This is a genomic window from Roseobacter sp. N2S (assembly GCF_031454055.1).
Taxonomy (GTDB): domain Bacteria; phylum Pseudomonadota; class Alphaproteobacteria; order Rhodobacterales; family Rhodobacteraceae; genus Amylibacter.
This window is the reverse complement of record NZ_JAVDQB010000001.1, coordinates 1,045,041-1,069,401: the sequence shown is the minus strand read 5'-3', so window position 1 is coordinate 1,069,401 and position 24,361 is coordinate 1,045,041. Positions and strand designations below refer to the sequence as shown.

The window sequence follows — 24,361 nt, the reverse complement described above, 5'->3', positions numbered from 1 at the left end:
ATTATTATGGGACTGCCCGCCGCCAAAGAGAATGACCAGATCGTCGGCACCGACATCCATATTGTGATGATCCCGGCCGGAACCGCCACCGTGCCCACACCGCTGCCTCACCCTTTTACAGGGCTGATTGATGGCAAATTAAGCAGCGATGTGTTCATCACAGGGCTGGCCGCCGCCACCAAAGGATCCACCGCCACCAACACGCCCCCCCATATCCCCCAAGGCGGCCCGTTCCAATCGCCGCCATCTGACACGGGCGAGGTGATGATGGGGTCCACATCCGTTTTCATCAACGGCAAGGCAGCGGCGCGCAATGGCGACACAGCCCTGACATGCAACGATCCCAGCGACGCGCCAATGGGCACAATCATCGCTGCGGGCACTGTTTTTATAGGATAATTTCCAATGCTCCGATCCGAGTTGCGCCACCAAGACCTAAGCGACATCCGCTTGCAGCCCAGCCGCAACGCGGGCAGCGCCCTGCGTCTGGATCGCCGCGCCACGGCGGTGGGCTGGGATCTGGACACGGTGGTGGATGCAGATGCTGTGGGTCAGGCCGCATGGCTGGCGCTGGCGGTGCCGCGCGGATCCTTGTCTGCGCTCGGGCATCCGGATTTCGGATCGCGCCTGCATCTGTTGATCGGCGAATTGCTGAACGCGCAAAACATTGCCCGCGCCCGCGCATATATCCGCGAGGCCCTGCGTGCCGATCCGCGATTTACCCTGCGCAGCATTGAAATCAGCCGCAACGCTGCCGATCCCAATGCCATCATGGTGCAGATAGAAATCGACCCCGAGGCGCGGCTGGTCTTTGACCTGATCAGCCTGATCAACGGCGACGCCGCCCTTGCGTTGGAGCCAAGCCGATGACCCCGGAAAACGCCCGCCGCCCTTATCAGGACATTGTCGCTTTCATGCTGGAAAAACTGTCAGACAGTGGCGTGCTGACAGACCTTGCGCCCGGCTCTGTTGCCCGCACTATGGTCGAAGCCACAGCACGGGAGTTTTCCGAACTTTATGCCCGAATGAACGCGGTTTATGACGCAGGGTTTATCGACACGGCAACAGGCGCATCGCTGGATCAACTGGTGGCGCTGGTGGGGATCACCCGTATTGACGGCGCCGCCGAAATCGCCGAGGCCACCCTGGCCCGCGACAGCCGCATTACTGCGCGGGTGATCATCCCCGCTGGCAGCCAGATCGCGGTTTTGCGGGTGCAGGCGGACGACAAGGTGATTTACTCCGTCGATGATGATTACGAAATGCGAGTGGGCGAAAACACGCTGGTTATCGGCATGCATGCGCTGCCCGATCTGACCCAGAACCAGACCGCCGCCGATGTTGCGCTTAGTCAGGATGACGCAGACAATGGCACCGTCACGCAATTGCGCCCGATTGCGGGGATCGCAGGGCTGGCGCTTGTGGGGCCATCGGTGTCACTCGGGATTCGGGAAACCGATGAACAGCTGCGCAAACGGGCGAAAATGGCCATTGCCAGCGCGGGGGGCGGCACAGCCAAGGCGCTGGAAAACGCGCTGATGGGAATTGCAGAGATCAAATCTGTTCACCTGCGTGATGCATCTGATCTGAATGAAATGGGGCAGCCGTACATGCCGCCCGGCGAATTGGAAATCGTGCTGGAAACCTCGGATGCGGACCTGATCCAGAACGAGGCGGAAATCACTGCCGCGATTGAGGCCCATAAAGGCCCGGGTATTCTCGCGCGGGTGCGGGCCACAGCGACACAGGTTTTAAGCGGCAACTTGGTGATCCGCCCAGCCAGTGGCGCCTTAACCGGCGCACAAACCCTGAAACTGATCGCGGATTGCACTGCCGTTTTAACCGCGCAAGTGGATGGTATGGGCATTGGCGGTACGCTGACGTGGAACCGCCTGCTGGCAGGGCTGATGGGCGTGGAAAATGTCGCCGATGTGGTCACCGCCGACAGCAGCCTGCGCCTGTCAGGCAGCCCCCCCGCCACCAGTCTTGGGGATATCACCCTCCCCCCTTTCACCCGTCTGAACCTTGGCGAAGGGGTCGAAGCAGTGGCCATAACACTCGAAGAAATCCCGCTAGTGTCGCTGGAGCTGGTCTTGTCTCCGCCTATGCAAGAACCCACCAGCGCTGAAATTACCGCGCTGACGGACAATGCGGTCGCTGTTCTAGACGCTGTGATCGACGGGTTGAACGCTTTGGCCCCGACCCAGCCGCGCACCCTGAACCTGACCGATATGATCGCGCAACTGGCTGGCCCCGAGGGCTTGGGCGGCGCGGTCGGGGCCAGCCTGACAGCGAATACCACACGCCTGAATGTGCTTGATATGATCGAACGCAGCGCCGCAGCTTTGACGGGGGCAAACACCACAATGGACGTGGCGGCAGGCACGCTCATCACACTCGCCGCACCCCCTGTGCGCTTTGTATGGGAGCCCGCAACCCCATGACCGATCTGTCCCCTGAAATCCTGCGCGCGCTTGCCCCTGCCCAGGGCTTTAAACGGGTGGATCGCTTTTTGCCCGATCCCTATCGTCGCGCCTTGCATGACCCGCACACGCCCATGGCCGTGGTCACAAAAGCCAGCCGCGATACGCTGAAACGGGCCGATTTCGATCTGGAGCAGCTGCAACGCTCTCGTTCTGTCGCGTATTTCGGTGATCTGTCCGATGGGGCCGCCCTTGGGGCGCTACACGATCAAACCCCTTGGCCCGAAGAAGACACAGAGTCCTTTCGCACCCGCCTGCGCATGGTGTCCGTTCTGGCCTTACAAGGCGCGGCCACTGCGCGGCGGATGTTGGCGCTGATCGGGTTGGCCGCTAGCGCAGATCTGCTGGCCGCTTTTTCCTATCGCCCTGATGATCCGACCTATTCCCACAGCCACAACGGGCTGACCCAATCTGGCAGCATCGAGCTGGGCCAAACCCGTGGCTTGTTTGCCAAACCTGATGGTGGCACTGCCTTTGCAGCCGATGTGCTGGACGCCCCGCTGCGCCTGTATACCCAAACCGCCGAACCTTTGAACCGCCCCGAATATGTGTTCGAGTTGCAAAACCCTGCCTTCAAAACCCTGTCCGGTGTGCTGGGGGATGCAGAGCGTCTGTACCCCGATCCGGTTTTTGATTTTGAAGCGGGCCAGCCCATCGGCCCCTTTGCCCTGATCCAAGTGGATCCAAACCGCCTGACACATGCCCCCCGCGTGATTGTAGTGAACCGTAAAATGAGGGCCGGTGAACGGTTAACCGTGGATGTGGCCGCCCTGCGCTGGGATCACAGAGACAGCCCGACTCCCACCAGCCGCAGTTGGATCACCACACAGGGGGAAAAGGATTCGGTTTATGCGGGCCTGTCGGAAATCGCATCAGTGCAATCCCTGTTTGACAATGAACCAAGCGATCCCGCTGCGGGATATGCGCTGGATGTACGCGGGGCGGATCATCTGGATTGGACGGGGCTGCTGGTGGATCAGATGATCGACACAGGCTCGATCCCGCAAGGGGCTGGCACGCGGTTACAGATGCCTGCCTTGTTGGGGGATGGCAAAACCCGCTGGCATGTGATCGAAATCCACAAACCCTCGGACGCGGCCCAGACCGATATTCTGGACGCCCGTTTCACCCCGCTGCCCCGCGCGGCCAAGCTGCGGATCACCGCCCGTTGGGCGGGGCGGCGCGCTGGGGAATTTGCGCTGCGCTTTGATGAAACCGGATTGGCCCCCGATCAATCCGGCCCTTTGACCCACCGTGTCCACTGGCTGAATTCGATGATCGACCGGTTCAAACTGGCAGGCACAATCCGCGTCACGCCCCTGCCCGAAGATGCCTTTGGCGATCTGCCCCTGCCCGAAGTGGAGCTGGACCTATCCTCAAAAACCACCCTGTCAGACAGGTTCGATTTGGATGCAGGCCCGCAGTTTGACAGCCATGTACTGCTGTCAGACGGGCTGACGGTTCACACGCAGGTTGGTTTGACCATCGCTTCGAACGTGGCTTTATCCTCTGGCTTTGATCTAGGCGCCGCACCCCCTGACGGGGTTTTGGTATCCCATGCAACAATGTCAGATGCCCTGACGGTTCATCCCCAAACAACGCTGGACCTTGGGGCTTCCGATGTGGCCAGACCAACCGACACGCTGGAAATATCTGCTGGCGGGCCGGTGTTGCCGCTGGGCGATCATGTTGTGCCCACGGACCGTTTCAGCCTGATGCCACAACACAGAATTGAACTGGCAAGCCATGCAAAACTGGTCGACTCCCTAGAAGCCAACCCCGTCGTGGATCCCAATCCTCCCCCTGACCTTCCCCCTGTGAGCATAGAGCTGAAATCCCACCTGCGCAGTGGCGATACCGTCACAATCCGCAAAACCAACATAGATTAAAGGAGCTTGAAATGACCCATTCCCACACCCGTCTGTCCGGCCTGATGACCCTGACCTTGCTTGCGCCGGACGGCACCCCGTTAACCTGCATAAAACGGCACAATTCGGTGATGCCCGCAGGTCAGGCCCTGTTGATGAACCTGTTAAGCGGCTCCAGCACCAAGCCAGAATTCCGGCCCTTGCTTGGGGCAGACGGCTTCAAGCCGGATGCGGCAAAACCCGAAGAACAGGCCGCAGCGATGGCCCTTGAAAACATTGAACGTCTGGATATGAAACTGGCCAAAAGCACCCTGACGATCAGCTATCGCGGCGATGCCCCGCGTCCTGCCAAAATCATCGGCGGCGGCTTGTTGGTAGACAGCCAGACCGCGACAGGGGCCAAGGCCACCAGTCTTTATAATTTCGCGCCAACCGATAACGCCATCGAAGTGGTCAAAGGCATGCCCGTTCTGCTGAATTTCAGCCTGAGCGTGGGCAATTAACCCAACTATGGACAGGAGTTTGTGATGCCCGATCCCATCGTCATCCCCGCCGAATTCGGCCCCGGCGTTCCGCTTTCAGCCCGCGAGTTGAACACGCTGCAGACTGAAATCCTGCGCCAACTGTACTCCCACACCCATGAGGGGGATGAAAACGGGCCAGCGCTGGACACTCCTGCCTATCAGGACCGATCCGTCACAGCCCCGAAACTGGCGGATAAAGCGGTAGAGGCGCGCGCCCTTGCGGATGGCGCCGTCAGCACAGCGCATATTGCGGACGGGGCAATCGGGACAAATGCGCTGGCAGACAGTGCAGTCGAAACACGACATCTGAAAAACGGCGCGGTGACCGAGGAAAAGCTGTCGGCGCAGGTACAATTAATGCTGCGCCGCACGGGGGACAGTGCGTCTTCGGCCAGTCAGGTAATCTGGCGCGATCCGATTGTGGTCTGGGAACCAATCGACACCCGCCCCACCATAATCGACACGTTTATCGACCCTGAATTAGTCTATTGGCTGCCCCCTGTCATTGGGCTGAACCCCGACGACCTGCCGATCCAGTTGAACCCCAAGATCATCCAAGTAGACGGGAAACCGACGTTACAGCCCTTTGAAACCTTTGGCACCAGCAACCCATTAAAGACCCAAAACCCTGAACTGGCCTTCACATTGGAAGACGCAATTTTCAGCACGACCCTTGAAATCGAAACGGTCGGGGCCTTTGAAGTGCTGTCAGGGGGGGTGCAAATACTGCGCGAAGCGGGGGCAATCGGCGGGATGGGATTGCCCGATACAATGACGATGCCTGCGGGAGCGACAGCAGGGGGGACGACTATGGGGGCCGCTATGATGCGTTCAGCCACACCTGCATCTGCGGCCGCTGCTTCAACCTCTGCTTCAGCCTCCGCGCCAATAGCGCCGCCTGCCCCAAGTTCGAACGCTGCACGAACCACCGTACCCGCAGCCACAACAACCGCCGAGCCCGAGCCTGTCAGCATCAAACTGACCGAAGGGGGCCAGATGGCCGCGGCGCGAATGACCAGTGTTGGCGCAGTGGATATCAACGGCAAACCCGTTCCCGTTGGCAGCCCTGACAGCTTTACTGTCTCGTCAGGTTTTGTCGGCAAGCAAAGTTTTTTCGCTGAGGGTGAATCTGTTGATTTCCGCGATCTTGGCAACCAAGGGGAACGGGACCGTGCTGCTGCGGCAGGCAAATCCATGCTGTATAATCTGGGAATCGACGCACAATATCTTGACGCTGTAGGGGGTTCGCTTTCGGACGATCTGCGCAGCAACATCCAGCGCGCCATCAACGGGGATGCAGGATTTTACCGCGCTGACAATCCCATGTGGGGCGGCACCAGTTGGTTGCCCGACATTCTGGATCGCCCCGATCTGTTCGGATCAGGTTATGCTATCAGCGGCGGGCGCAATATTCTGGATGTCACCCGCCAGCAGGTGGCGAATGCTGCTACTCAAACCCTTTATGTGCGGATTCGCTTTATAAAACCTTACCAAAACTCGGCTTATTCCGTATCTGTCACCCCGCGCCTTAAATTCGGTTTTCAGATGATCAGCGGGCACATCCGTCACAAATCCCCCGATAAATGCGAGATTACCTTTAAAGGACTGCGGGCCAACGGGTCGGTTGTGGATGTGAACAACCTCAGTTTTGATCTTGCCGTCTTTGGAAAACTGGCCAGCTGATGATCTCCGCACTCCCCCAACTACTGGCCGCGCGCGCCGCACATGCGGTGAATGCCGTGGCCACGCCCACAGGACTTTTCGCCGCCCCCTGCCGCGCGGAAACGGGCACACCAACAGGCACCCTGCCCCAAACCGCCGGCGTCTATGCCGCCCTTGGGGCCTTGGCCCATGACAGTGATGTAGGCGGGCGCAGTGCGGGTGAGGCATTGGCCACCCCTTTTACCGCCAGCGTCGTTTTGCATCTGATCGGGCCGGACAGTATGCAACTGAGCACTGCGCTGCGCACCCCGTCAGACGCCCCGACCGACGGACGTGATCTGATGTTAAGTGTGGTTTTAGATCGCTTGCTTGCCTCGGATGAAACGGGCGGGTTGGCGGTGGATACGGCGGATATTCTGGCAGGCGGACGCAGGTTATCTGCCCGCTGGCGCTTTGATCAACTGACCGCAATCACGCCACAGCCTTTCGGCACCCGTCAGGCCTGGCGGCTGGAGGTTCTGTTTCGCGGCAGTCAAACCCTCAGCGCCGTTCCGGCCGAAGGAGGCCACATCCTGCAAATCGCCATAGACAGCCAATCAGCGCCGGACCCCAAACATATGACAGCCCGTATTGACGCCACCACAGATGACCTGCCAATTTCCGTCATTGCCAATATCGGCCCCGAAAATGCCAATCAATTCAGTGCGTTTAGCATTGTCAAATTGGTCGACCTGCTGCGCATCCCCAAAACGCAACTGGACGCCACAGCGGTGGAAATAGCGGGCAGCAATACGTCACTGGAAGGCACGTTGAAGCTCTTGCATCTGTTTCTCGACCTGCGCCGCTCGCTTGTGTTTAACGGGATTAACGCAGGGTTTCTGGACACGGAATTTGCAGAACTGACACTGGATCAGGTCTGGGACGGAACAACTCTGACCCTGCCAGCCCAAATGCCTGCGGATCAGAAACTACGGGTTGAATTGCTGGCTAAACCTTTGATGCCTTTCCTGCGCACGGACGCGTGGCCACGGTTAACGCTGGGCCAACTGTCCACCGCCAAAGCAGAGGTGTAAGCCATGGCACTACAGGTGATTACACAGGGAATTGAGGCCAATCTGGAGCAAGCTCAAACCGCCGTGGTCGACCTGTTGATCGAGTCGTATAACCCTGTCCTTTACAGCCTTGCACTGCGCAACCACGTGTCCCACGACGTAAATGCCAGCCTTGAGCAGACCCTCGCGCTAAACGATTTGCAAGACGGCACAGATCTACGGCTCGCGGCTGGGCAAGTGTCCAAGCTGACGATCACCGGTCTGGCGGATTGGCGTTTTTTAAACGCGCAATTGACCTTCACCAACACATCGGCCCGCTACGCGATGCCAGCCCCCGGTTCAATTGTACACCAAAGCACAAACAACCTTTACGGCGGGGACTATGCCCGCATCGGCCAGATCGAACCTCCGGTTTTTGTGCATAGTTTCGTCACCGAATCCAAATTCGGCTCCTTTAGCACGCTCACCTCTGCCGAAAATGCTGTTACAGGCGTCGCCATCCTCGCGTACGATGCCCCGGCCATTGAAGCCCGAAATGTTAACGCGAAGATAAATTCGGTCAGCAGTTATTTTTCCAGCGGTGACCTGATCGGCAATCGAGCAGCCTTGATTATCGACAATGCCCCCGCTGGAATCGCCGTTTCCACTGCCGAGGATCAAATCCTTCACCGCATTGTTCAGGCTCTTGCTGTTGACCAGTCTGCCACCACACCTGATTTATCAGAAACCTTCAACACAGCCGCGACCATTGGCACGCTTACCCTGAATATTCTAAGCCAAAGCAACGGGATACTACATGTCACAGGCACGCAGCAACGCACCCGTTTCGCCATAGGGCACAGCCCTGACAAGACAGAATTCGCCATTACACCTTGGCAGCCAGCCGTTATTGCACCGGTGAAACCCGATCCCGACCTGCCCCAGACAACGCGGATCACTGGAACGCTGCGCGCCACGGGACCGGCCCATCTTGGGCTTATGGAAACCACGCCCTCTGCTTTTCAAATTCACGCGCATCCACGGCTTCGCCTGGCTCAACCTTTTCAACCCAAAGGCGATTACGCCGAAACACCGATTACGATAACAGGATGCTGGCTGATGCTAGAAGAAGCCCCCCAATCCGAGGGAACCTTAACCCTAGGCTTACACAAATGGGACAGCGCCAAGAATACCGCTGGCGCCGAAATCTGCACCACCACAGCAACAATCAGCCCCGCCCTGATGGACCACGACATCGGACCAGAGGGGCGGGTTGCAGCATGGCTTCCATTCACCACGCCTTGGGTGCTCGACCCCCCCGAACAATCGCTGCTTCATGGGCTGGTTTTATCGGCTATCGACGGGAATTTGCGCCTGTTGGAAACCCCACACAACCACCCGCGCTTGCAACCCTTGCTGTCCAAAGACATCCGCCGTGACACAGGCTGGACCCAGCGAAACTTCGGGGCTTCTGCAAAGGCGCTGGTTTTTGAACTGGGCTATACTACGCCGTCTGACACCATTGGCACCCTGACGGTATCATCCCTGGGCGACACAAAATCTGTGGCGGTGCATAAAGCAGAAACCGCGTTTTCGGCGATTCTGAAAAGCGGTGACGTCACGCTTAGCAGTGATGTGAATCTGAAAATCGAAAAGCTAAGCTGCGAAACTGAAACTGGTATTTTCAGTTAAACAACACCATTTTTGCGCAAGAAAAAACCACTGGCGACCTTGCCCTGCTGATGCTTCCGCATCTAGCTTCGCGTGCCAACATCCGAAAACTCGCGCAGTAATGTCAGCAATTGCGTCATCTTTTTATTGTCAAATTTCTTTTCAATACCCGCGTAAATCTCGTTCGAGGTTTCAACGCAACTGGCCAACACATCAAATGTTTTCTGAGTGGCCTTGATCCAAGAGCGACGGGAATCCTCTTCGTCTCGGGTCCGTTCCACAAGCCCGTTTTGTTCCAACATCTGCAAAATTCGCGTTACACTTGGCATGTGCATCGCGGTTTCATCCGACAGGGTGCTGATGTCGATCCGCCTGTGTTCAGCCACCACACGCAGCACCCGCCATTGCTGTTCGGTAAAGCCCATTTCCGTCAGTTTCGGACGCCAGTACGACAACAGCGTTTCACGGGCGCGCGACAGTAAAATAGGCAGTGTTTTGTTCATCGGCTTAAGGCCGTCAAGTGCAGTGCGATCGTCCATTCTGGTCAGATCCTTCGCTAAACTTACTTCACTTGATAAATGATTTTTCGGAAAAAATCAACAGGAAAGCGGTGGACCAATCACAACCTAAGGTGGGAGGTAAACAAAAATAATCGTCAAACTTGACAGATACCGCTCCACAATGTAATTAACGTGTTAACATGATGAGGATCCCATGCCACACCTATCCTATGAATATTCAGCCAATCTGGACGGCTCGGTTAACCAACAAGGTCTGTGCAATGCACTGCATACAGCCGCCTTGGAATCCGGCCTGTTCGAATTAGGCGCCCTTCGGGTTCGCGCCCATCGCAGCGAAACATTTTGCGTTGCGGATTTGTTGCCGCAAAACGGATTTATCCACCTGACCATCAGTATTGGCGCGGGGCGTCCTGCGGATCTGAAACGGGCCGCAGGAGAGCATATCTGGAAAGCCATGACAGACTTTCTGGCCCCGTTGTTTGACACCCCCCATTTTGCCCTGACCATGGAAATTCGAGAAATTGATCCGGATTTCAGCTGGAAACAGAATGCCATTCACCCGCGTGTTCGCGCGCAAAAGACATGAAAGAAGCATAATGTCAGAACTTGAAAACAATATCGCCAAGGCCGAAGGTTACATCGCCCGCTTTCGCAAAGACGGCGTCTTAAATCACATCAACGGACAGGCCGTCCCCGCCGATGACGGCACCACATTCGAAACCATTTCTCCGGTAGATTTGAAACCGCTGGCCAAAGTGGCGCATGGCAAGGCGTCAGATATCGACAAAGCTGCCCGCGCAGCCCAAGAAGCGTTCAAAACCTGGTCAAAAACCGACCCGACCGAACGCAAACGCATCCTGCATGCCATTGCCGATGGAATTGAAGCCCGCGCCGAAGAAATCGCCTTTACCGAATGCCTAGACACAGGTCAGGCGCTGCGGTTCATGTCCAAAGCCGCCATTCGATCAGCCGCAAACTTCCGCTTTTTCGCGGATAAAGCGGTTGAAGCACGGGACGGGAAATCCCTTTATGCACCTAACCAGTTAAACGTCACCAACCGTAAACCTATCGGTCCGGTGGGCATCATCACCCCGTGGAACACGCCCTTCATGCTGTCCACGTGGAAGATCGCCCCAGCCATCGCCTGTGGCTGCACCGTTGTCCACAAACCTGCCGAATTTTCACCCATGACAGCCCGCCTGTTGATAGAAATCGCCGAGGAAGCCGGATTGCCCGCAGGGGTTTGGAACCTTGTGAACGGCATGGGAGAGGATGCGGGCAAGGCCCTGACAGAACACCCGGCCATCAAAGCCATCGGTTTTGTTGGTGAAGGACGCACAGGCACGCATATCATGCAACAGGCATCGACCACGCTAAAGCGGTTTCACTTTGAACTGGGTGGCAAAAACCCTGTGATTGTCTTTCCAGATGCCAATTTGGAACGGGCCGCAGATGCGGCAGTGTTTATGATCTACAGCCTGAACGGCGAACGCTGCACCTCCTCCTCTCGGCTATTGGTGCACGAGAGTATTTATGACGAATTTACCGCCAAAGTCGCCCAAAAGGCCAAGCGGATTAAAGTGGGGCACCCTTTGGATCCGGACACCACCGTTGGCCCCCTTATCCACCCTGTGCATGAAGAAAAGGTTAAATCCTACATCGCGCTGGCGACCGAAGAAGGCGCAACTATCGCCGCAGGGGGGGTAAAACCCGACGGATTGGGCGACGGCTGTTACGTATCGCCGACCCTTTTTACCAATGCAAACAACCAGATGCGCATAGCCCGCGAAGAAATCTTTGGCCCTGTTCTAACCGCTATCCCGTTTAAGGATGACGCGGAAGCACTGGCCATTGCCAACGATTCGGAATACGGGCTAACTGGCTATATCTGGACCGCAGATGTCACCCGCGCCTTGCAGTTTTCGGACGCGCTGGATGCCGGGATGATCTGGGTCAATTCCGAAAACACCCGCCACCTGCCTGCCCCGTTTGGCGGTAACAAAGCCAGTGGGATCGGGCGTGACGGCGGCGACTGGTCGTTCGATTTTTACATGGAAACCAAGAACATCGCTTTCGCCATGAGCGAACATCGTATTCCCAAACTCGGAGGCTGATCTGATGCCACTTCCAACCCCAAACCTTTACCCCGATTTCAACATCGTGCGCCTGTCCCACATCGAACTTGTGGTCACCGACCTGTCGGCATCCAAAGCGTTTTACGTGGATACATTGGGCCTGCAAATCACCTATGAGGACGCCAGCCAAGTCTATCTGCGCGCCATGGAAGAACGGGGGCATCATTGTGTGATCCTGACCAAAGGCCCCAGCGCCTGCGTCAATGTTTGCGGTTTTAAGGTCTACTCCGAAGAGGATTTAGACAAAGCCGAAGTCTTTTTCAAAAACAAAGGCTTGCCTACCAGCTGGATTACCCGCCCCCATCAGGGCCGGACGCTGCTGACCACAGACAACAACGGCATGCCCATCGAATTTTATCACCAGATGGACCGTTTAGAGACCATTCACCAACAGTATAAACTGTACAAAGGCGTAAAGCCGCTGCGGATTGACCACTTTAACTATTTCTCTCCCGATGTGGATGCGTCCATCGCGTTCTGGGGCGATATGGGATTCCGCGTCACCGAACACACCGAGGACGCTAAAACGGGCCGCAACTGGGCCGCATGGATGCATCGCAAGGGCGGCGTGCATGACGTTGCTTTCACCAACGGCGTTGGCCCGCGACTGCACCATCTGGCCTTTTGGGTGCCGACACCCCTGAACATTATCGACCTGCTCGACCTGATGGCGACCACAGGGTATGTAGCAAATATCGAACGTGGACCGGGCCGACATGGCATCTCAAATGCATTTTTCTTGTACATTCTCTGCCCTGACGGTCATCGCACGGAAATTTACTGCTCGGACTATCAAACCGTTGATCCCGACCACGAACCGATCAACTGGGACTTGACCGATCCACAGCGCCAGACGCTTTGGGGGGCACCTGCGCCGCGCAGTTGGTTCGAGCATGGCAGCACATTCGCCGATCTGCCCACCCAAGAACCCAGCCTGAAGGCACAGCCGATCATTGCGCCGTAATCCTGTTTTGTAGCCCCTGTAATGGGGCTACAATCTGGGCTTCTGCCACATCTCACAAAAAAATATCCGTTTTTGTTTACAAATACCCTTGTTTGGCTAGGATTTATTTAACCACAAAGGGGACTCTATGAAACGACGCCAATTTATAGCCAGCACAGTAGCCTTTGGGGCCTGCGCTGGCAGCCCGCTGCTCGCCTATGATAACACCATCGCAAACGAGCCGCCGATCCCGGAAATTCTTGCACCGAAAATCGTCAAGATCAAAGGTGGCCTACCCGGTGAAATCCACGTGGTCCCTGATCATTACGCGCTTTACCTGACGATCGAGGACAGCAAGGCGATCCGTTACTACGTGGGCGTCGGGCGTGACGGGCTGTATGAAAGTGGGTCGTTTTTTGTGGGGGCCAAGAAAAAATGGCCAAGTTGGACGCCCACCCCTGAAATGATCGAACGCTCTCCCAAAAGCTACAAACAATTTGAAGACGGAATGCCGGGCGGGCCAAACAACCCGCTGGGCGCACGAGCATTATATCTGTTTTATCCGGGACGCGGCGATAGCTTCTTGCGGATTCACGGCACCAACAAGCCAGAGACCATCGGTCTGGATGTGTCAAACGGCTGTGCCCGTCTGGTGAATGCGCATATGGTTGATTTGTACAATCGGGTGCCGATGGATACCAAAGTGATCCTGCACCCTAAGGGGCTTTATCCAAAGAAACCAATCGGTTCCGACGTCACTGGATAAGAATTGCGGCGCGTGAACCGCACGCGCCGCTTCTTTTTTGTGCTTAGCTGTCTTGCGGCAGAACCCGCAGACCCAACTCTCGCAATTGCTCGTTTGTGGGTTCTGATGGGCCGCCCAACATTAGGTCTTCGGCCCGTTGGTTCATCGGGAACATGATGACCTGACGGATGTTGTTTTCATCCGCCAGCAGCATCACCAGACGGTCGATCCCTGTTGCACAGCCACCATGGGGCGGAGCACCATAGGTGAATGCATTGACCATGCCGCCAAAGCGCTTGTCGACTTCTTCATTCGGGTAGCCCGCGATTTCAAAAGCCTTGTACATGATTTCGGGTTTATGGTTCCGGATCGCACCTGAAATCAGTTCATAGCCGTTACAGGCCAGATCATACTGATAGCCCAAGACGTCCAGCGGGTCTTTGTTTTCCAGATCGGCCATACCGCCTTGAGGCATGGAAAACGGGTTATGCGAGAAGTCGATCTTGCCCGTTTGTTCGTCTTTTTCGTACATCGGGAAATCGACAATCCAGCAGAATTCGAACTTTTCTTTGTCTGTCAGGCCCAATTCTTCGCCAATTACATTACGGGCACGACCTGCGACCCCTTCAAAAGCACTTGGTTTGCCACCAAGGAAGAAAGCCGCATCGCCCACGCCCAGGCCAAGCTGCTGGCGGATGGCTTCGGTACGTTCCGGGCCGATGTTTTTGGCCAAAGGTCCGGCTGCTTCCATCCGATGTAGGAACGACTTGTGGGCTTCAATATCCGCGTCTGAGGCCCCTTCATCGCGTAATTTATTAACCGACCATTCAATCATCTTTAGATCGATTTCGGTTGGTTCATCATTTCTTTTACGCCAGAAAATATACCCCATGCCGGGCAGGCCTTCTTGTTGGGCGAATTTATTCATCCGGTCACAGAATTTGCGCGACCCGCCAGTTGGCGCGGGAATGGCGCGCACTTCGGTGCCTTCGTTTTCCAGAAGGGATGCAAAGATTTTAAAGCCGGAGCCTGCGAAATGGTCTGACACCACCTGCATCTTGATCGGGTTGCGCAGGTCGGGTTTATCCGAACCATACCACAATGCCGCGTCTTTATAGCTGATCTGCGGCCAGTCTTGATTGACAGGACGGCCTTTGCCGAACTCTTCCATCACCCCTTTCAGCACAGGTTCGATGGTGTCGAATACATCCTGCTGACTGACGAAGGACATTTCCATGTCAAGCTGGTAAAAGTCGGTGGGCGAGCGGTCAGCGCGAGGGTCTTCATCGCGGAAACACGGGGCGATCTGAAAATATTTGTCAAAGCCCGCAACCATGATCAGCTGTTTGAACTGCTGGGGGGCTTGTGGCAGCGCATAGAATTTGCCCGGATGCAGACGGCTAGGCACCAGAAAATCCCGCGCGCCTTCGGGGCTGCTGGCAGTGATGATCGGGGTCTGGAATTCGTTGAACCCCTGCCCTTCCATCCGTTTGCGAATAGACGATACCACCTTGGACCGCATCATGATGTTTTCATGCAGACTTTCGCGGCGCAGGTCGATAAAGCGGTATTTCAGACGGGTTTCTTCAGGGTAGTCCTGATCGCCAAACACGGGCAACGGCAGTTCCGCGGCTTCACCAAGCACTTCGATATCGCGGATAAACACCTCAACTTCGCCAGTGGGCAGTTTAGGGTTCACCAGTTCCGGCGCGCGGGCCATTACCTCGCCGTCAATACGGATCACCCATTCAGAGCGGACCTTTTCAATGTCCTTGAACACGGGGCTGTCAGGGTCGGCCAGAACCTGCGTCATGCCATAGTGGTCGCGTAGGTCGATAAACAAGATGCCGCCGTGATCGCGGACGCGGTGAACCCAGCCCGACAGGCGCACGGTATCACCCACGTTCGACGCATTAAGTTCAGAACAGGTGTGGCTGCGATAAGCGTGCATTTGGATATCCTTCAGGCGTCTTTGATCTGGGGGTTAATTCTCTTGCGCATTGACCGCGTCAACGCCCTGTTGTCAAGGGAACCTTGGCTTTTTGCCCTGAAAACGCGGCAATACCTTGCAATTTCGGCGCGATAAGCGGACCCTTTGGTCATGTCAGAAAAAAGAACACCAACCGAACTGCTACAGGGCGCCTATGAAATCGAAACACCAGCGGATTCACGGGCCTATTATCACGATTTTGCCGATCACTATGATGCGGAATTTGCGCAAAAGCTGGGCTATATTTACCCCCGCGTGATTGCCGAATTTTACCACAAAATTGCAACCCCACAGGACAGGCCAATTGCTGATATCGGCTGTGGCACAGGATTGGTAGCCGAGTCGTTATCCCTGCCAGCCAAAACCATTCACGGCTTTGATATTTCACCGGAAATGCTGGACCGGTCCCGTGAAAAAAATCTTTACGCTGCTCTGCATAACGTGGATTTGACACTGCCACTCCCCCCGCCGCCGACCTTGTTCGGGGCGGTGGTTTCGGCGGGCACCTTTACCCACGGTCATTTGGGGCCGGACCCGCTTGAAAACCTGTTAACCCTTGCGGGGCCGGGCGGGCTGTTCTGCATCGGAGTTAACGCGCAGCATTTTGCGGACCAAGGATTTGCGCCAGTTCTGGACCGGTTGCATTCACAGGGAAAAATCACCGCACCCGTTTTGGAAACCGTGCCGATATATTCCGACCCGAACAGCGCCCACGGCAAGGATAAGGCGCAGGTGCTGATTTATCGCAAGACCTGAAGATTAAACCAGTGTTGCAAGGATCAGCCCACGAAAGGAATTGCCCAGATAGACCTCTGCGCCTTGCAGATCATCAGGTTTCAAAAACGCCTCAACCGCGCTGCCGTTTTCAAGCAATTCCTGCCGCAACACACCGGGCAACAGGCCACAGGCCAGCGGCGGCGTCAGCAGAATCCCGTCCCGCTTCACAAACAGGTTGGTGATGGTGCCTTCGCACAACTGGCCGTTTTCATTGGTGAAAATCAACTCATCCACACCGTCTGGCAATGCGGCACGGGCCGTATCATAAATCGCACGATTGGATGTTTTCACCGTCAGCCACGGATCATCCGATTGCAATTTCACATCGCTGAACGCAACCCGCCAGACTTCGGGCGGCGTGGTGATTTCCGTCGTGGTCACCGCCACCTGCCCCGCCAGATCCACCGTCATCCGCACCCGCGCGGGCAGCATATCGACCGAGGTTCCAAGGCTGTGCAATGCCTCCCCCCTATCAAAGGGGATGTTCAGGCGGGCGCAACTCCGCTCTGCCCGATCCATGTGCAGACCAAGGCGGGCGAAACCGTCTTTCGGGGTAAAACACAGCGTTTCGATGATCACCAAACCGGCGGGAGCAAGGTCGCGTAGCGTGCCTTCCATAGGGCCTCCTCATATTCGGACGGGGCGGTGCTATCATAAACCACGCCGCCCCCCACATTCAAACGCGCGGTGCCATCCTCGGCCAGCGACAGGGTACGGATTGCCACGTTGAACGCAGCGGCACCATCAGGGGCAATCCAGCCAATAGAACCGCAGTAAATATCCCGTGCGCCCTGTTCCAGATCGTTAATCACTTCCATGGCGCGAATTTTTGGCGCGCCTGTGATCGAACCACAGGGGAACAGCGCGGTGAACAGTTCAGCCAAGCCCACATCCGCGCGCATTTGCGCCGTTACAAGGGAAGTCATCTGGTGCACCGTGGCATAGCTTTCCACAGTGAACAACTCGGGCACTTTTACACTGCCCGTTTTGGCGATACGACTGATATCATTACGCAAAAGATCGACGATCATCAGGTTCTCGGCACGGTTTTTCACGTCATTTGCCAAAAACTGCTTCAGCTCGGCATCTTCGGCGGCGGTTTTGCCGCGCGGCACCGTGCCTTTCATCGGGCGGGTGGAAATCTGCCCGCTTTGATCCAGCCGAAAGAACAATTCGGGTGAGCGGGAGACCAGCACATCCCCCAGACCAAGGTTAACAATGCCGCCATAATTCACCGGCTGCACCCGCGCCAATGCGCCGTACAATCCTTCTGCGCTGCCAGACCATTTGGCGCGCATGGGGAAAGTCAGGTTGGTTTGATAAAAATCACCTGATTTTATGTAGCCTGCCACCTGATCAAAGGCTTTGGTGTAACTCGCCTCGTCCCACAAAGGGGTTGGCGCGCTTAACCTTGCGCGGTGTTCTTCTGCTTCGGCTTTGGCCAGAACACCTGCCGTTGCGGCGTCATCCGGCCCGTCAAACACGCCAAAACACAGCAGAGGCGCGCGGCGGTCTTTGGGCAATCGGGCGGCCAGCTTGGGTTCCAGCACATAGCCCAATTCGTAACTGGCAAATCCTGCCAGCCAGTGGCCTGCGTCTTTGGCCGTTTGCAAGGCTTCAAAAGCGGCAGGAACTTCGTCACTTGTCCAGGCCACGATCAAATCGCGCGGCTGTGCAAATGCCTGCGCCCGACCCTCGGGACCAAAATCAACAAGAACATACGGCGTGTCAGTCATATTTCCGCATTAGCCCAAGCAGCCCACTTTGGGAACAGGGCAGTTTGGCGGATCAGGACACCAGACCGGTTTCTTTCAACATACCACGGCGCTTTGCCTCGTAATAATAGCCGCGAGAGTACCACTTTACCGCTGTGGCATGGTTCCCATCGGACAATAACCAAGCCCCGCGCAGATATTTTACTGCATATTTCAGGTTGGTGTCAGCGTTCAGCAAATCCGTCGGCTTGCCCCGAAACCCCATCGTGCGGGCGGTGGCGGGCAGAATCTGCATCAGCCCGTAATAGGGGCCATTGCGGGCGTGGGGGCGATGGGTGCTTTCGCGCACGATCTGACGCTGCACCAGCGACACAGGTACATCATAGTAATTTGCCCATTTCACAATCAACCCGCGCAGTTGCGGCGTTTCATTGGGAAATAAAGGCGCTGATTTCGCCGCTTTTTCATCGCTGCGATCCTTGCGTCGTTCCCGCCGGCCACCACAGCCAGCCAGACCGCCCACCAATCCAATTGCAACCAGCCCAATTGCGGCTCGTCTTGTGACATTTTCCATGCCCAACCCTTAAAAACAGTTAAAAAACCCGTGCTGTGTACCATTCAGACGGGTTTCGACCAGATTTAAATCAAAGTACGAGCATGAACTCGCTTAGGCAGGTCCAAATGGGGGGTGGCGCAGAACTGAATCAGGTGCAGATCATCACCCACCAATTCAAATTTATGTATTGATGTGTGGGCGATACGCAAAAACACATCGGATTTGCGGCGGATATCCAAATCCAGCGCCACTGCCATCAAAGTGGCAATCACTCCGGTGGAACTGACCAGAATCACCCGATCCTGTGCTTGTGCAATATCGCGAACCGCCCCAAGGATTCGGCCTCGAAAATCCGCATAGCTTTCCAGATCATCGCCCACTTCGGCCCGCGACCAAGCACCCAGTACATCACGCACATGGGTTTGGAATTCTTCCTGACTGGTGGGAACCGCCAAGCCGTGGCTGGTTTCCAGCACCCCGGCCAAGCCGAAATAATCCATTTCGTTCAAACGCCTGTCTGTTTCGTATTCCACATTGGGTAACCCCATAGACAAACCTGTCTGCATCTGACGCCGCATGGTGCCTGTCACCACCCGGTCAAAAGCATGTTCCGCGCCCAGATGTTCGCCCAGCCAATTGGCTTGCTGGTGTCCCAGGTCCGACAAATTGTCGTAACTCGCCTCGTCTTTTGCACCTGACTGCGCCTGCCCGTGGCGCACCATTATTATCACTGCCATATTGTCCTGCCATTTGCTTGTGCCGCTTCATGACAAATTAGCGCAGAATCCACAACCAATTCCCCTTGAACAGCCTGTCTTGTGGACTATAACCACGACAATTTGCAATCGCCCCCCGAATCCGACGCGTTTCTTTACGCCTTGATGACGGGCGGCCAAGCCTTGGGACCGAGCATGCCAAAAAGAACCGATATCGACACTGTAATGATCATCGGGGCGGGGCCCATTATTATCGGGCAAGCCTGCGAGTTCGATTATTCCGGCGCACAAGCCTGTAAAGCCCTGCGCGAAGAAGGCTACCGCGTTGTGCTGGTGAACTCTAACCCAGCCACGATCATGACCGACCCCGACATGGCCGATGCCACTTATATCGAGCCGATCACCCCCGAAGTTGTCGCCAAGATCATTGAGCGGGAAACCAAAGCGCGCCCCGATGAAAAACTGGTGCTGCTGCCCACAATGGGCGGGCAGACAGGCCTGAACACAGCCTTGTCGCTGGACGAAGACGGCACGCTGGCGAAATTCGGCATCGAATTGATCGGTGCGGATCGCAAAGCCATTGAAATGGCCGAAGATCGCAAATTGTTCCGCGAAGCCATGGACCGCCTTGGTATCGAAAACCCCCGCGCCACCATCGCCGAAAGCATGGAAGAGGCCATGGCTGCCATTGATGACGTGGGCCTGCCCGCCATCATCCGCCCTGCCTTTACTATGGGTGGCACCGGCGGCGGCATTGCGTACAACCGCAAAGACTATGAAGAAATCTGCGCCAGTGGGCTGGATGCCTCTCCGACCAGCCAGATCCTGATCGACGAAAGTCTGCTGGGTTGGAAAGAGTTCGAAATGGAAGTGGTCCGCGACAAAGCGGATAACGCCATCATCGTCTGCGCCATTGAAAACATCGACCCGATGGGTGTGCACACTGGGGATTCCATCACTGTGGCCCCAGCCCTGACCCTGACGGATAAAGAATACCAGATGATGCGGACCCACAGCATCAACGTGCTGCGCGAAATCGGCGTGGAAACCGGCGGCTCTAACGTGCAGTGGTCGGTTAACCCTGCGGATGGCCGTATGGTTGTGATCGAAATGAACCCGCGGGTGTCACGCTCTTCTGCGCTGGCCTCTAAGGCGACAGGTTTTCCGATTGCCAAGGTCGCAGCCAAACTTGCAGTGGGCTACACGCTGGACGAGTTGGACAATGACATCACCAAGGTGACACCTGCATCGTTTGAACCGTCCATCGACTATGTGGTCACAAAAATCCCGCGCTTTGCGTTTGAAAAATTCCCGGGCGCGCAAGCAACCCTGACCACCGCGATGAAATCCGTGGGTGAGGTGATGTCCATCGGCCGTTCCTTCCATGAAAGCATGCAAAAAGCGCTGGCTTCGATGGAAACTGGGTTGACCGGCTTTAACGAGATCGCAGTTGATGGCTGCCCCGCCTTAGACACCTGCGTGCGTGAAGACGACCCGTCCGGCGACCTGCCCTTTATCGTGCGCGGCGCGGATGCAGATGCACAAACCGCCATCGACAAATCCGTTACCCGCGCGTTGGCGCTGCAAACGCCCGATCGTATCCGGATTATTGCACAGGCCATGCGCTTCGGCTTTTCGGACGATGAAATTAACGAAATCACCCGCTTTGATCCGTGGTTTCTGGAACGTATCCGCGAAATTATCGCTCTGGAACAAGAGATTATCCTGAACGGTCTGCCAGAATCGGCCAAAGGTCTGCGGCGTCTGAAAACCTATGGGTTTACCGATGCGCGTCTGGCGGAACTGTCAGGGCAAACCGAACGGGATGTTCGCATCACCCGTACTACTTTGGGTGTCACAGCAGTGTACAAACGCATCGACACCTGCGCGGCGGAATTCGAAGCCCAAACGCCTTATATGTATTCCACCTATGAAATGGACGCTATGGGCGAAGTGGAATGCGAAGCCCGCCCCACCGACCGCAAAAAAGTGGTTATTCTGGGCGGCGGTCCGAACCGGATTGGACAGGGCATTGAATTCGACTATTGCTGTTGTCACGCCTGTTATGCGTTAACCGACGCAGGCTATGAAACCATCATGGTCAACTGCAACCCTGAAACAGTGTCCACCGATTATGACACATCGGACCGTCTGTATTTTGAACCACTGACCCTAGAAAATGTTCTTGAAATTCTGCGGGTTGAACAGGAAAACGGCACGTTGCACGGGGTTATCGTGCAGTTTGGCGGGCAAACGCCGCTAAAACTGGCCAATGCGCTAGAAGAAGAAGGCATCCCGATTCTGGGCACCACGCCAGACGCTATTGATCTGGCCGAAGACCGCGAACGGTTCCAGAAACTGCTGAACGATCTGGGCCTAAAACAACCCTATAACGGTATCGCCAGCACCAGCGAGCAGGCCTTTGAAATCGCTGCCGATGTGGGCTATCCGCTGGTGATCCGCCCCTCTTATGTGCTGGGGGGACGGGGCATGGAAATCGTGCGTGATGGCGCCCATCTGGAACGCTATATCACACAAGCGGTGGAAATCTCGGGCGACAGCCCCGTGCTGCTGGACAGCTATCTGACAGGCGCTGTCGAGGTGGACGTAGACGCCCTGTGTGACGGCACCACGGTGCATGTGGCAGGCATCATGGAGCACATTGAAGAAGCGGGTGTCCACTCGGGTGACAGCGCCTGTTCGCTCCCGCCCTACTCCCTAAGCCCAGAAATCATTGCAGAGCTGAAACGCCAGTCCCATGAGCTGGCCTTGGCGCTGAATGTTGTGGGCCTGATGAACGTGCAATTCGCTATTAAAAACAACGAGATATTCATCCTAGAGGTGAACCCAAGGGCATCCCGTACCGTGCCGTTTGTGGCCAAGGCGGTGAACTCTCCGATTGCGGCGATCGCGGCGCGGATCATGGCCGGGGAAAAACTGTCTGCCTTTGATCTGAAAGATCCACAAACCAAGCACTTTGCGGTGAAAGAAGCCGTACTGCCCTTCGCCCGCTTCCCGGGTGTCGACACGCTGCTTGGCCCAGAGATGCGATCTACGGGCGAAGTGATGGGGCTGGATAAATCCTTTGATCGGGCCTTCCTGAAGGCACAGATGGGCGCGGGGCACACGCTGCCATCCGAGGGAACTGTATTCATTTCGATTAAAGATGACGACAAAACCCCGCAGATGATTGAAGCCGCGCAAATCCTGCATGAAGCTGGTTTCAAGATTGTTGCCACACGGGGCACTGCCGCGTTTTTGAAGAAAGCCGGCATTGAATCTGAAGTGGTGAATAAGGTTTATGAAGGGCGCCCCAACGTTGTTGACCGCCTGCGCAATGGAGACATTAACCTTGTGATAAACACAACCGAAGGTGCTGATTCCATTCAGGACAGTCGGGCGATTCGATCCGAAGCGCTTTATGGGAAAATTGTCTACAATACGACAGCAGCAGCAAGTTATGCCTCGGCGCGTGCTATTCGCAACATTCGCGAAGGCGATATCGAAGTATTCCCACTGCAAGAATACTAAATATTTGAATTACCTTAGAATTTACGCCTGACGATAACGCGTCAGGCGTGCATTCGCACGTCAAAATTCAGCCTCTAATTGTACGATTCGCATTATTCTCGACACATTTCGAACAAAAACCGCGCACAATTGGAAAATTGCAGGTAGTTTTGCAAATACAAAACCGCTCAACGTAGGAGAGTATTATGCAGAACTCGGAAACCAAAGTTTCAATGATTAAAGACCTTTCAGAGATGCAGCTTGCGCACGATATTCGCAGGCAAGTCTTTGTGATTGAGGGCGAAGAATCAGAAGATGTCGAATTTGACGGCAATGATTTTTGCGCCGCACATTTGTTGGCCTATTGGAAGGGTGAGGCCGTTGGCACAATGCGTCTGCGTATTGTTTCCGGGAACGAAGGTGGCACGATCATCTGGGAGCGCATGGCAATCCTGAAAGACGCCCGTGAACGCAACCCATGGCTGTTTCGCGCCTTGATGAATAGCGCGCGGCACTATACAGATTTAATGGGGCTTAAGAACGTCATTGGAATCGTTGAAAACCCGAAGCTTATGCGATTCTGGCAGATCTATGGTGGCAAAGAAACCGGAGAAGAGCCTTTGGAATTCCGCGGGCATACCTATCGCCCAATTCGCCTGACAATTCAGCGGGATAAGCCGCAAGAAGAATTGACATTGCGTCAGGCAATTATGGCAGTGCCAGAGGTTTTTGCTGAAACGAGGAAAACTACGTGAGTGTAAGCTTTGCACTTTTGATTGAGCGTCTTTGGCAGTCTGATGGTCCCGAGACAACTCGGGACATCATTCTCAACCTGGGATTTAACGGGTTGGTGTTCCAACGCTGGTCGCTCGATTATATTGAAAACTGGGAAGGCAAGATCGAGGATGGGTTTCTGGAGCACTATTACGGTGCCCAACTCGATCAATACTGCCCCATTGCGAAAGCCATACATTCGTGGTCACGAAGCTATACGTTCACTCAAGCCCGCAGCCAGGCAGGTCCGGAAACAGAGCAGACCAAGCGTGTGGAAAGTGTGTTCCAGCAATTCGGGATGAATGACGGCGCCGTTCTGTTGACCGGGCCGAACCATTTGCGGTCTTCGGTTATTTTAACGTCCGAATCTCCCGTACAAGAAACCTTCGATCAACTTGGGGGAATTCTCTATTTTGCGGCGGATAAACTGACCCGACAATTACGTCCGGGCCATCCGTTGCTCACCCATGTTCCCCGCGAGAATCCTACACTTTCGGACATGCAGGCCAAAATATTGCAGATGCAGATTGATCATCCGGAACTTAGTAAAAATGAAATGGCGCTGGCTCTGGGGCTATCGCCCAAGACGCTTCATGCGCATCACAAGAAAATTGCAAAGAAAAACGGCGTGACGACTTTTGCCGGAGCTGTAATTAAAAAGCTTAAAGAATCCTGAATTTTTACTGTCCTACGCAGTGAAAAGAAAAACCCCGACGGCCTTTGCGGGCTGTCGGGGTTTG

At 55.7% G+C, this 24,361-nt stretch carries 22 protein-coding genes; 16 read left to right on the top strand and 6 right to left on the bottom strand.

Annotation, left to right across the window (positions count from 1 at the left end; translation table 11 throughout):
• The first annotated feature begins 6 nt into the window (after window positions 1–6).
• Genes GGE09_RS05275 through GGE09_RS05240 form a run of 8 tightly spaced genes read left to right on the top strand, consistent with a single transcriptional unit; the run spans window position 7 to window position 9,260 of the window.
• Entirely contained in the window at window positions 7–399 is a 393-nt protein-coding gene (locus GGE09_RS05275; protein WP_309744555.1) for a PAAR domain-containing protein, read from the top strand.
• A 6-nt stretch (window positions 400–405) separates the two neighbouring features.
• Window positions 406–870, top strand: a complete 465-nt coding sequence (locus tag GGE09_RS05270; RefSeq protein WP_309744553.1) for a hypothetical protein — start codon at window positions 406–408, stop codon at window positions 868–870.
• Window positions 867–2,444, top strand: coding sequence for a hypothetical protein (locus GGE09_RS05265; RefSeq protein WP_309744551.1), 1,578 nt, complete (start codon window positions 867–869; stop codon window positions 2,442–2,444). The genes GGE09_RS05270 and GGE09_RS05265 overlap by 4 nt, the downstream gene beginning before the upstream one ends.
• Window positions 2,441–4,372: a hypothetical protein gene (locus GGE09_RS05260; RefSeq protein WP_309744549.1), complete on the top strand. Its 1,932-nt coding sequence runs from the start codon at window positions 2,441–2,443 to the stop codon at window positions 4,370–4,372. The genes GGE09_RS05265 and GGE09_RS05260 overlap by 4 nt, the downstream gene beginning before the upstream one ends.
• 11 nt (window positions 4,373–4,383) lie before the next feature.
• On the top strand, window positions 4,384–4,854 hold the full coding sequence (locus tag GGE09_RS05255) for a hypothetical protein (protein ID WP_309744547.1): 471 nt from the start codon (window positions 4,384–4,386) through the stop codon (window positions 4,852–4,854).
• Window positions 4,855–4,878: 24 nt separating this feature from the next.
• Window positions 4,879–6,558 (top strand): hypothetical protein, encoded by a 1,680-nt coding sequence (locus tag GGE09_RS05250; protein ID WP_309744545.1) that lies wholly within the window; start codon window positions 4,879–4,881, stop codon window positions 6,556–6,558.
• Complete coding sequence (locus GGE09_RS05245) at window positions 6,558–7,610, top strand: hypothetical protein (protein WP_309744542.1); 1,053 nt, start codon at window positions 6,558–6,560, stop codon at window positions 7,608–7,610. The genes GGE09_RS05250 and GGE09_RS05245 overlap by 1 nt, the downstream gene beginning before the upstream one ends.
• A gap of 3 nt (window positions 7,611–7,613) precedes the next feature.
• Window positions 7,614–9,260, top strand: coding sequence for a hypothetical protein (locus GGE09_RS05240; RefSeq protein ID WP_309744540.1), 1,647 nt, complete (start codon window positions 7,614–7,616; stop codon window positions 9,258–9,260).
• Window positions 9,261–9,322: 62 nt separating this feature from the next.
• Here the strand turns inward: GGE09_RS05240 and hpaR are convergent, their stop codons facing one another.
• On the bottom strand, window positions 9,323–9,778 hold the full coding sequence (gene hpaR, locus GGE09_RS05235) for a homoprotocatechuate degradation operon regulator HpaR (protein ID WP_309744539.1): 456 nt from the start codon (window positions 9,776–9,778) through the stop codon (window positions 9,323–9,325).
• Window positions 9,779–9,953: 175 nt separating this feature from the next.
• Here hpaR and GGE09_RS05230 point away from each other — a divergent pair, with 175 nt between their 5' ends.
• The 4 genes from GGE09_RS05230 (at window position 9,954) to GGE09_RS05215 (ending at window position 13,604) form a co-directional block, all read left to right on the top strand.
• On the top strand, window positions 9,954–10,346 hold the full coding sequence (locus GGE09_RS05230) for a 5-carboxymethyl-2-hydroxymuconate Delta-isomerase (protein WP_309744537.1): 393 nt from the start codon (window positions 9,954–9,956) through the stop codon (window positions 10,344–10,346).
• Window positions 10,347–10,356: 10 nt separating this feature from the next.
• Window positions 10,357–11,874: a 5-carboxymethyl-2-hydroxymuconate semialdehyde dehydrogenase gene (gene hpaE / locus GGE09_RS05225; RefSeq protein WP_309744535.1), complete on the top strand. Its 1,518-nt coding sequence runs from the start codon at window positions 10,357–10,359 to the stop codon at window positions 11,872–11,874.
• Window positions 11,875–11,878: 4 nt separating this feature from the next.
• A complete protein-coding gene (gene hpaD / locus GGE09_RS05220; RefSeq protein ID WP_309744533.1) occupies window positions 11,879–12,859 on the top strand; it encodes a 3,4-dihydroxyphenylacetate 2,3-dioxygenase in 981 nt (326 codons plus the stop codon).
• A 127-nt stretch (window positions 12,860–12,986) separates the two neighbouring features.
• A complete protein-coding gene (locus tag GGE09_RS05215; RefSeq protein WP_309744531.1) occupies window positions 12,987–13,604 on the top strand; it encodes a L,D-transpeptidase in 618 nt (205 codons plus the stop codon).
• A gap of 43 nt (window positions 13,605–13,647) precedes the next feature.
• On the opposite strand, the gene aspS is transcribed toward GGE09_RS05215, so the two are convergent.
• On the bottom strand, window positions 13,648–15,534 hold the full coding sequence (gene aspS, locus GGE09_RS05210) for an aspartate--tRNA ligase (RefSeq protein ID WP_309744529.1): 1,887 nt from the start codon (window positions 15,532–15,534) through the stop codon (window positions 13,648–13,650).
• Window positions 15,535–15,684: 150 nt separating this feature from the next.
• On the opposite strand from aspS, the gene GGE09_RS05205 reads away from it, so the two are divergent.
• On the top strand, window positions 15,685–16,329 hold the full coding sequence (locus GGE09_RS05205; RefSeq protein ID WP_309744527.1) for a methyltransferase domain-containing protein: 645 nt from the start codon (window positions 15,685–15,687) through the stop codon (window positions 16,327–16,329).
• A 3-nt stretch (window positions 16,330–16,332) separates the two neighbouring features.
• On the opposite strand, the gene GGE09_RS05200 is transcribed toward GGE09_RS05205, so the two are convergent.
• From GGE09_RS05200 to GGE09_RS05185, 4 genes are all read right to left on the bottom strand, one after another.
• Window positions 16,333–16,968 carry an aminotransferase class IV family protein gene (locus GGE09_RS05200; protein ID WP_309744525.1) on the bottom strand — a complete coding sequence of 212 codons (636 nt, stop codon included), beginning with the start codon at window positions 16,966–16,968 and terminating at the stop codon, window positions 16,333–16,335.
• Window positions 16,926–18,086, bottom strand: coding sequence for an aminodeoxychorismate synthase component I (locus tag GGE09_RS05195; protein WP_309744524.1), 1,161 nt, complete (start codon window positions 18,084–18,086; stop codon window positions 16,926–16,928). The genes GGE09_RS05200 and GGE09_RS05195 overlap by 43 nt, the downstream gene beginning before the upstream one ends.
• A gap of 52 nt (window positions 18,087–18,138) precedes the next feature.
• Window positions 18,139–18,639, bottom strand: a complete 501-nt coding sequence (locus GGE09_RS05190) for a lytic transglycosylase domain-containing protein (protein WP_309744522.1) — start codon at window positions 18,637–18,639, stop codon at window positions 18,139–18,141.
• Window positions 18,640–18,704: 65 nt separating this feature from the next.
• The gene (locus GGE09_RS05185; RefSeq protein WP_309744521.1) at window positions 18,705–19,358 is read right to left on the bottom strand and encodes a histidine phosphatase family protein; all 654 of its coding nucleotides are present in this window, start codon (window positions 19,356–19,358) and stop codon (window positions 18,705–18,707) included.
• Window positions 19,359–19,532: 174 nt separating this feature from the next.
• On the opposite strand from GGE09_RS05185, the gene carB reads away from it, so the two are divergent.
• The 3 genes from carB to GGE09_RS05170 all read left to right on the top strand — a co-directional run bounded on the left by carB (window position 19,533) and on the right by GGE09_RS05170 (window position 24,297).
• A complete protein-coding gene (carB, locus tag GGE09_RS05180) occupies window positions 19,533–22,868 on the top strand; it encodes a carbamoyl-phosphate synthase large subunit (RefSeq protein WP_309744519.1) in 3,336 nt (1,111 codons plus the stop codon).
• 185 nt (window positions 22,869–23,053) lie between these two features.
• Window positions 23,054–23,602, top strand: coding sequence for a hypothetical protein (locus GGE09_RS05175; RefSeq protein WP_309744517.1), 549 nt, complete (start codon window positions 23,054–23,056; stop codon window positions 23,600–23,602).
• Window positions 23,599–24,297 carry a winged helix-turn-helix domain-containing protein gene (locus GGE09_RS05170; RefSeq protein WP_309744515.1) on the top strand — a complete coding sequence of 233 codons (699 nt, stop codon included), beginning with the start codon at window positions 23,599–23,601 and terminating at the stop codon, window positions 24,295–24,297. Before GGE09_RS05175 ends, GGE09_RS05170 begins: the two co-directional genes overlap by 4 nt.
• The last annotated feature ends 64 nt before the right edge of the window (window positions 24,298–24,361 follow it).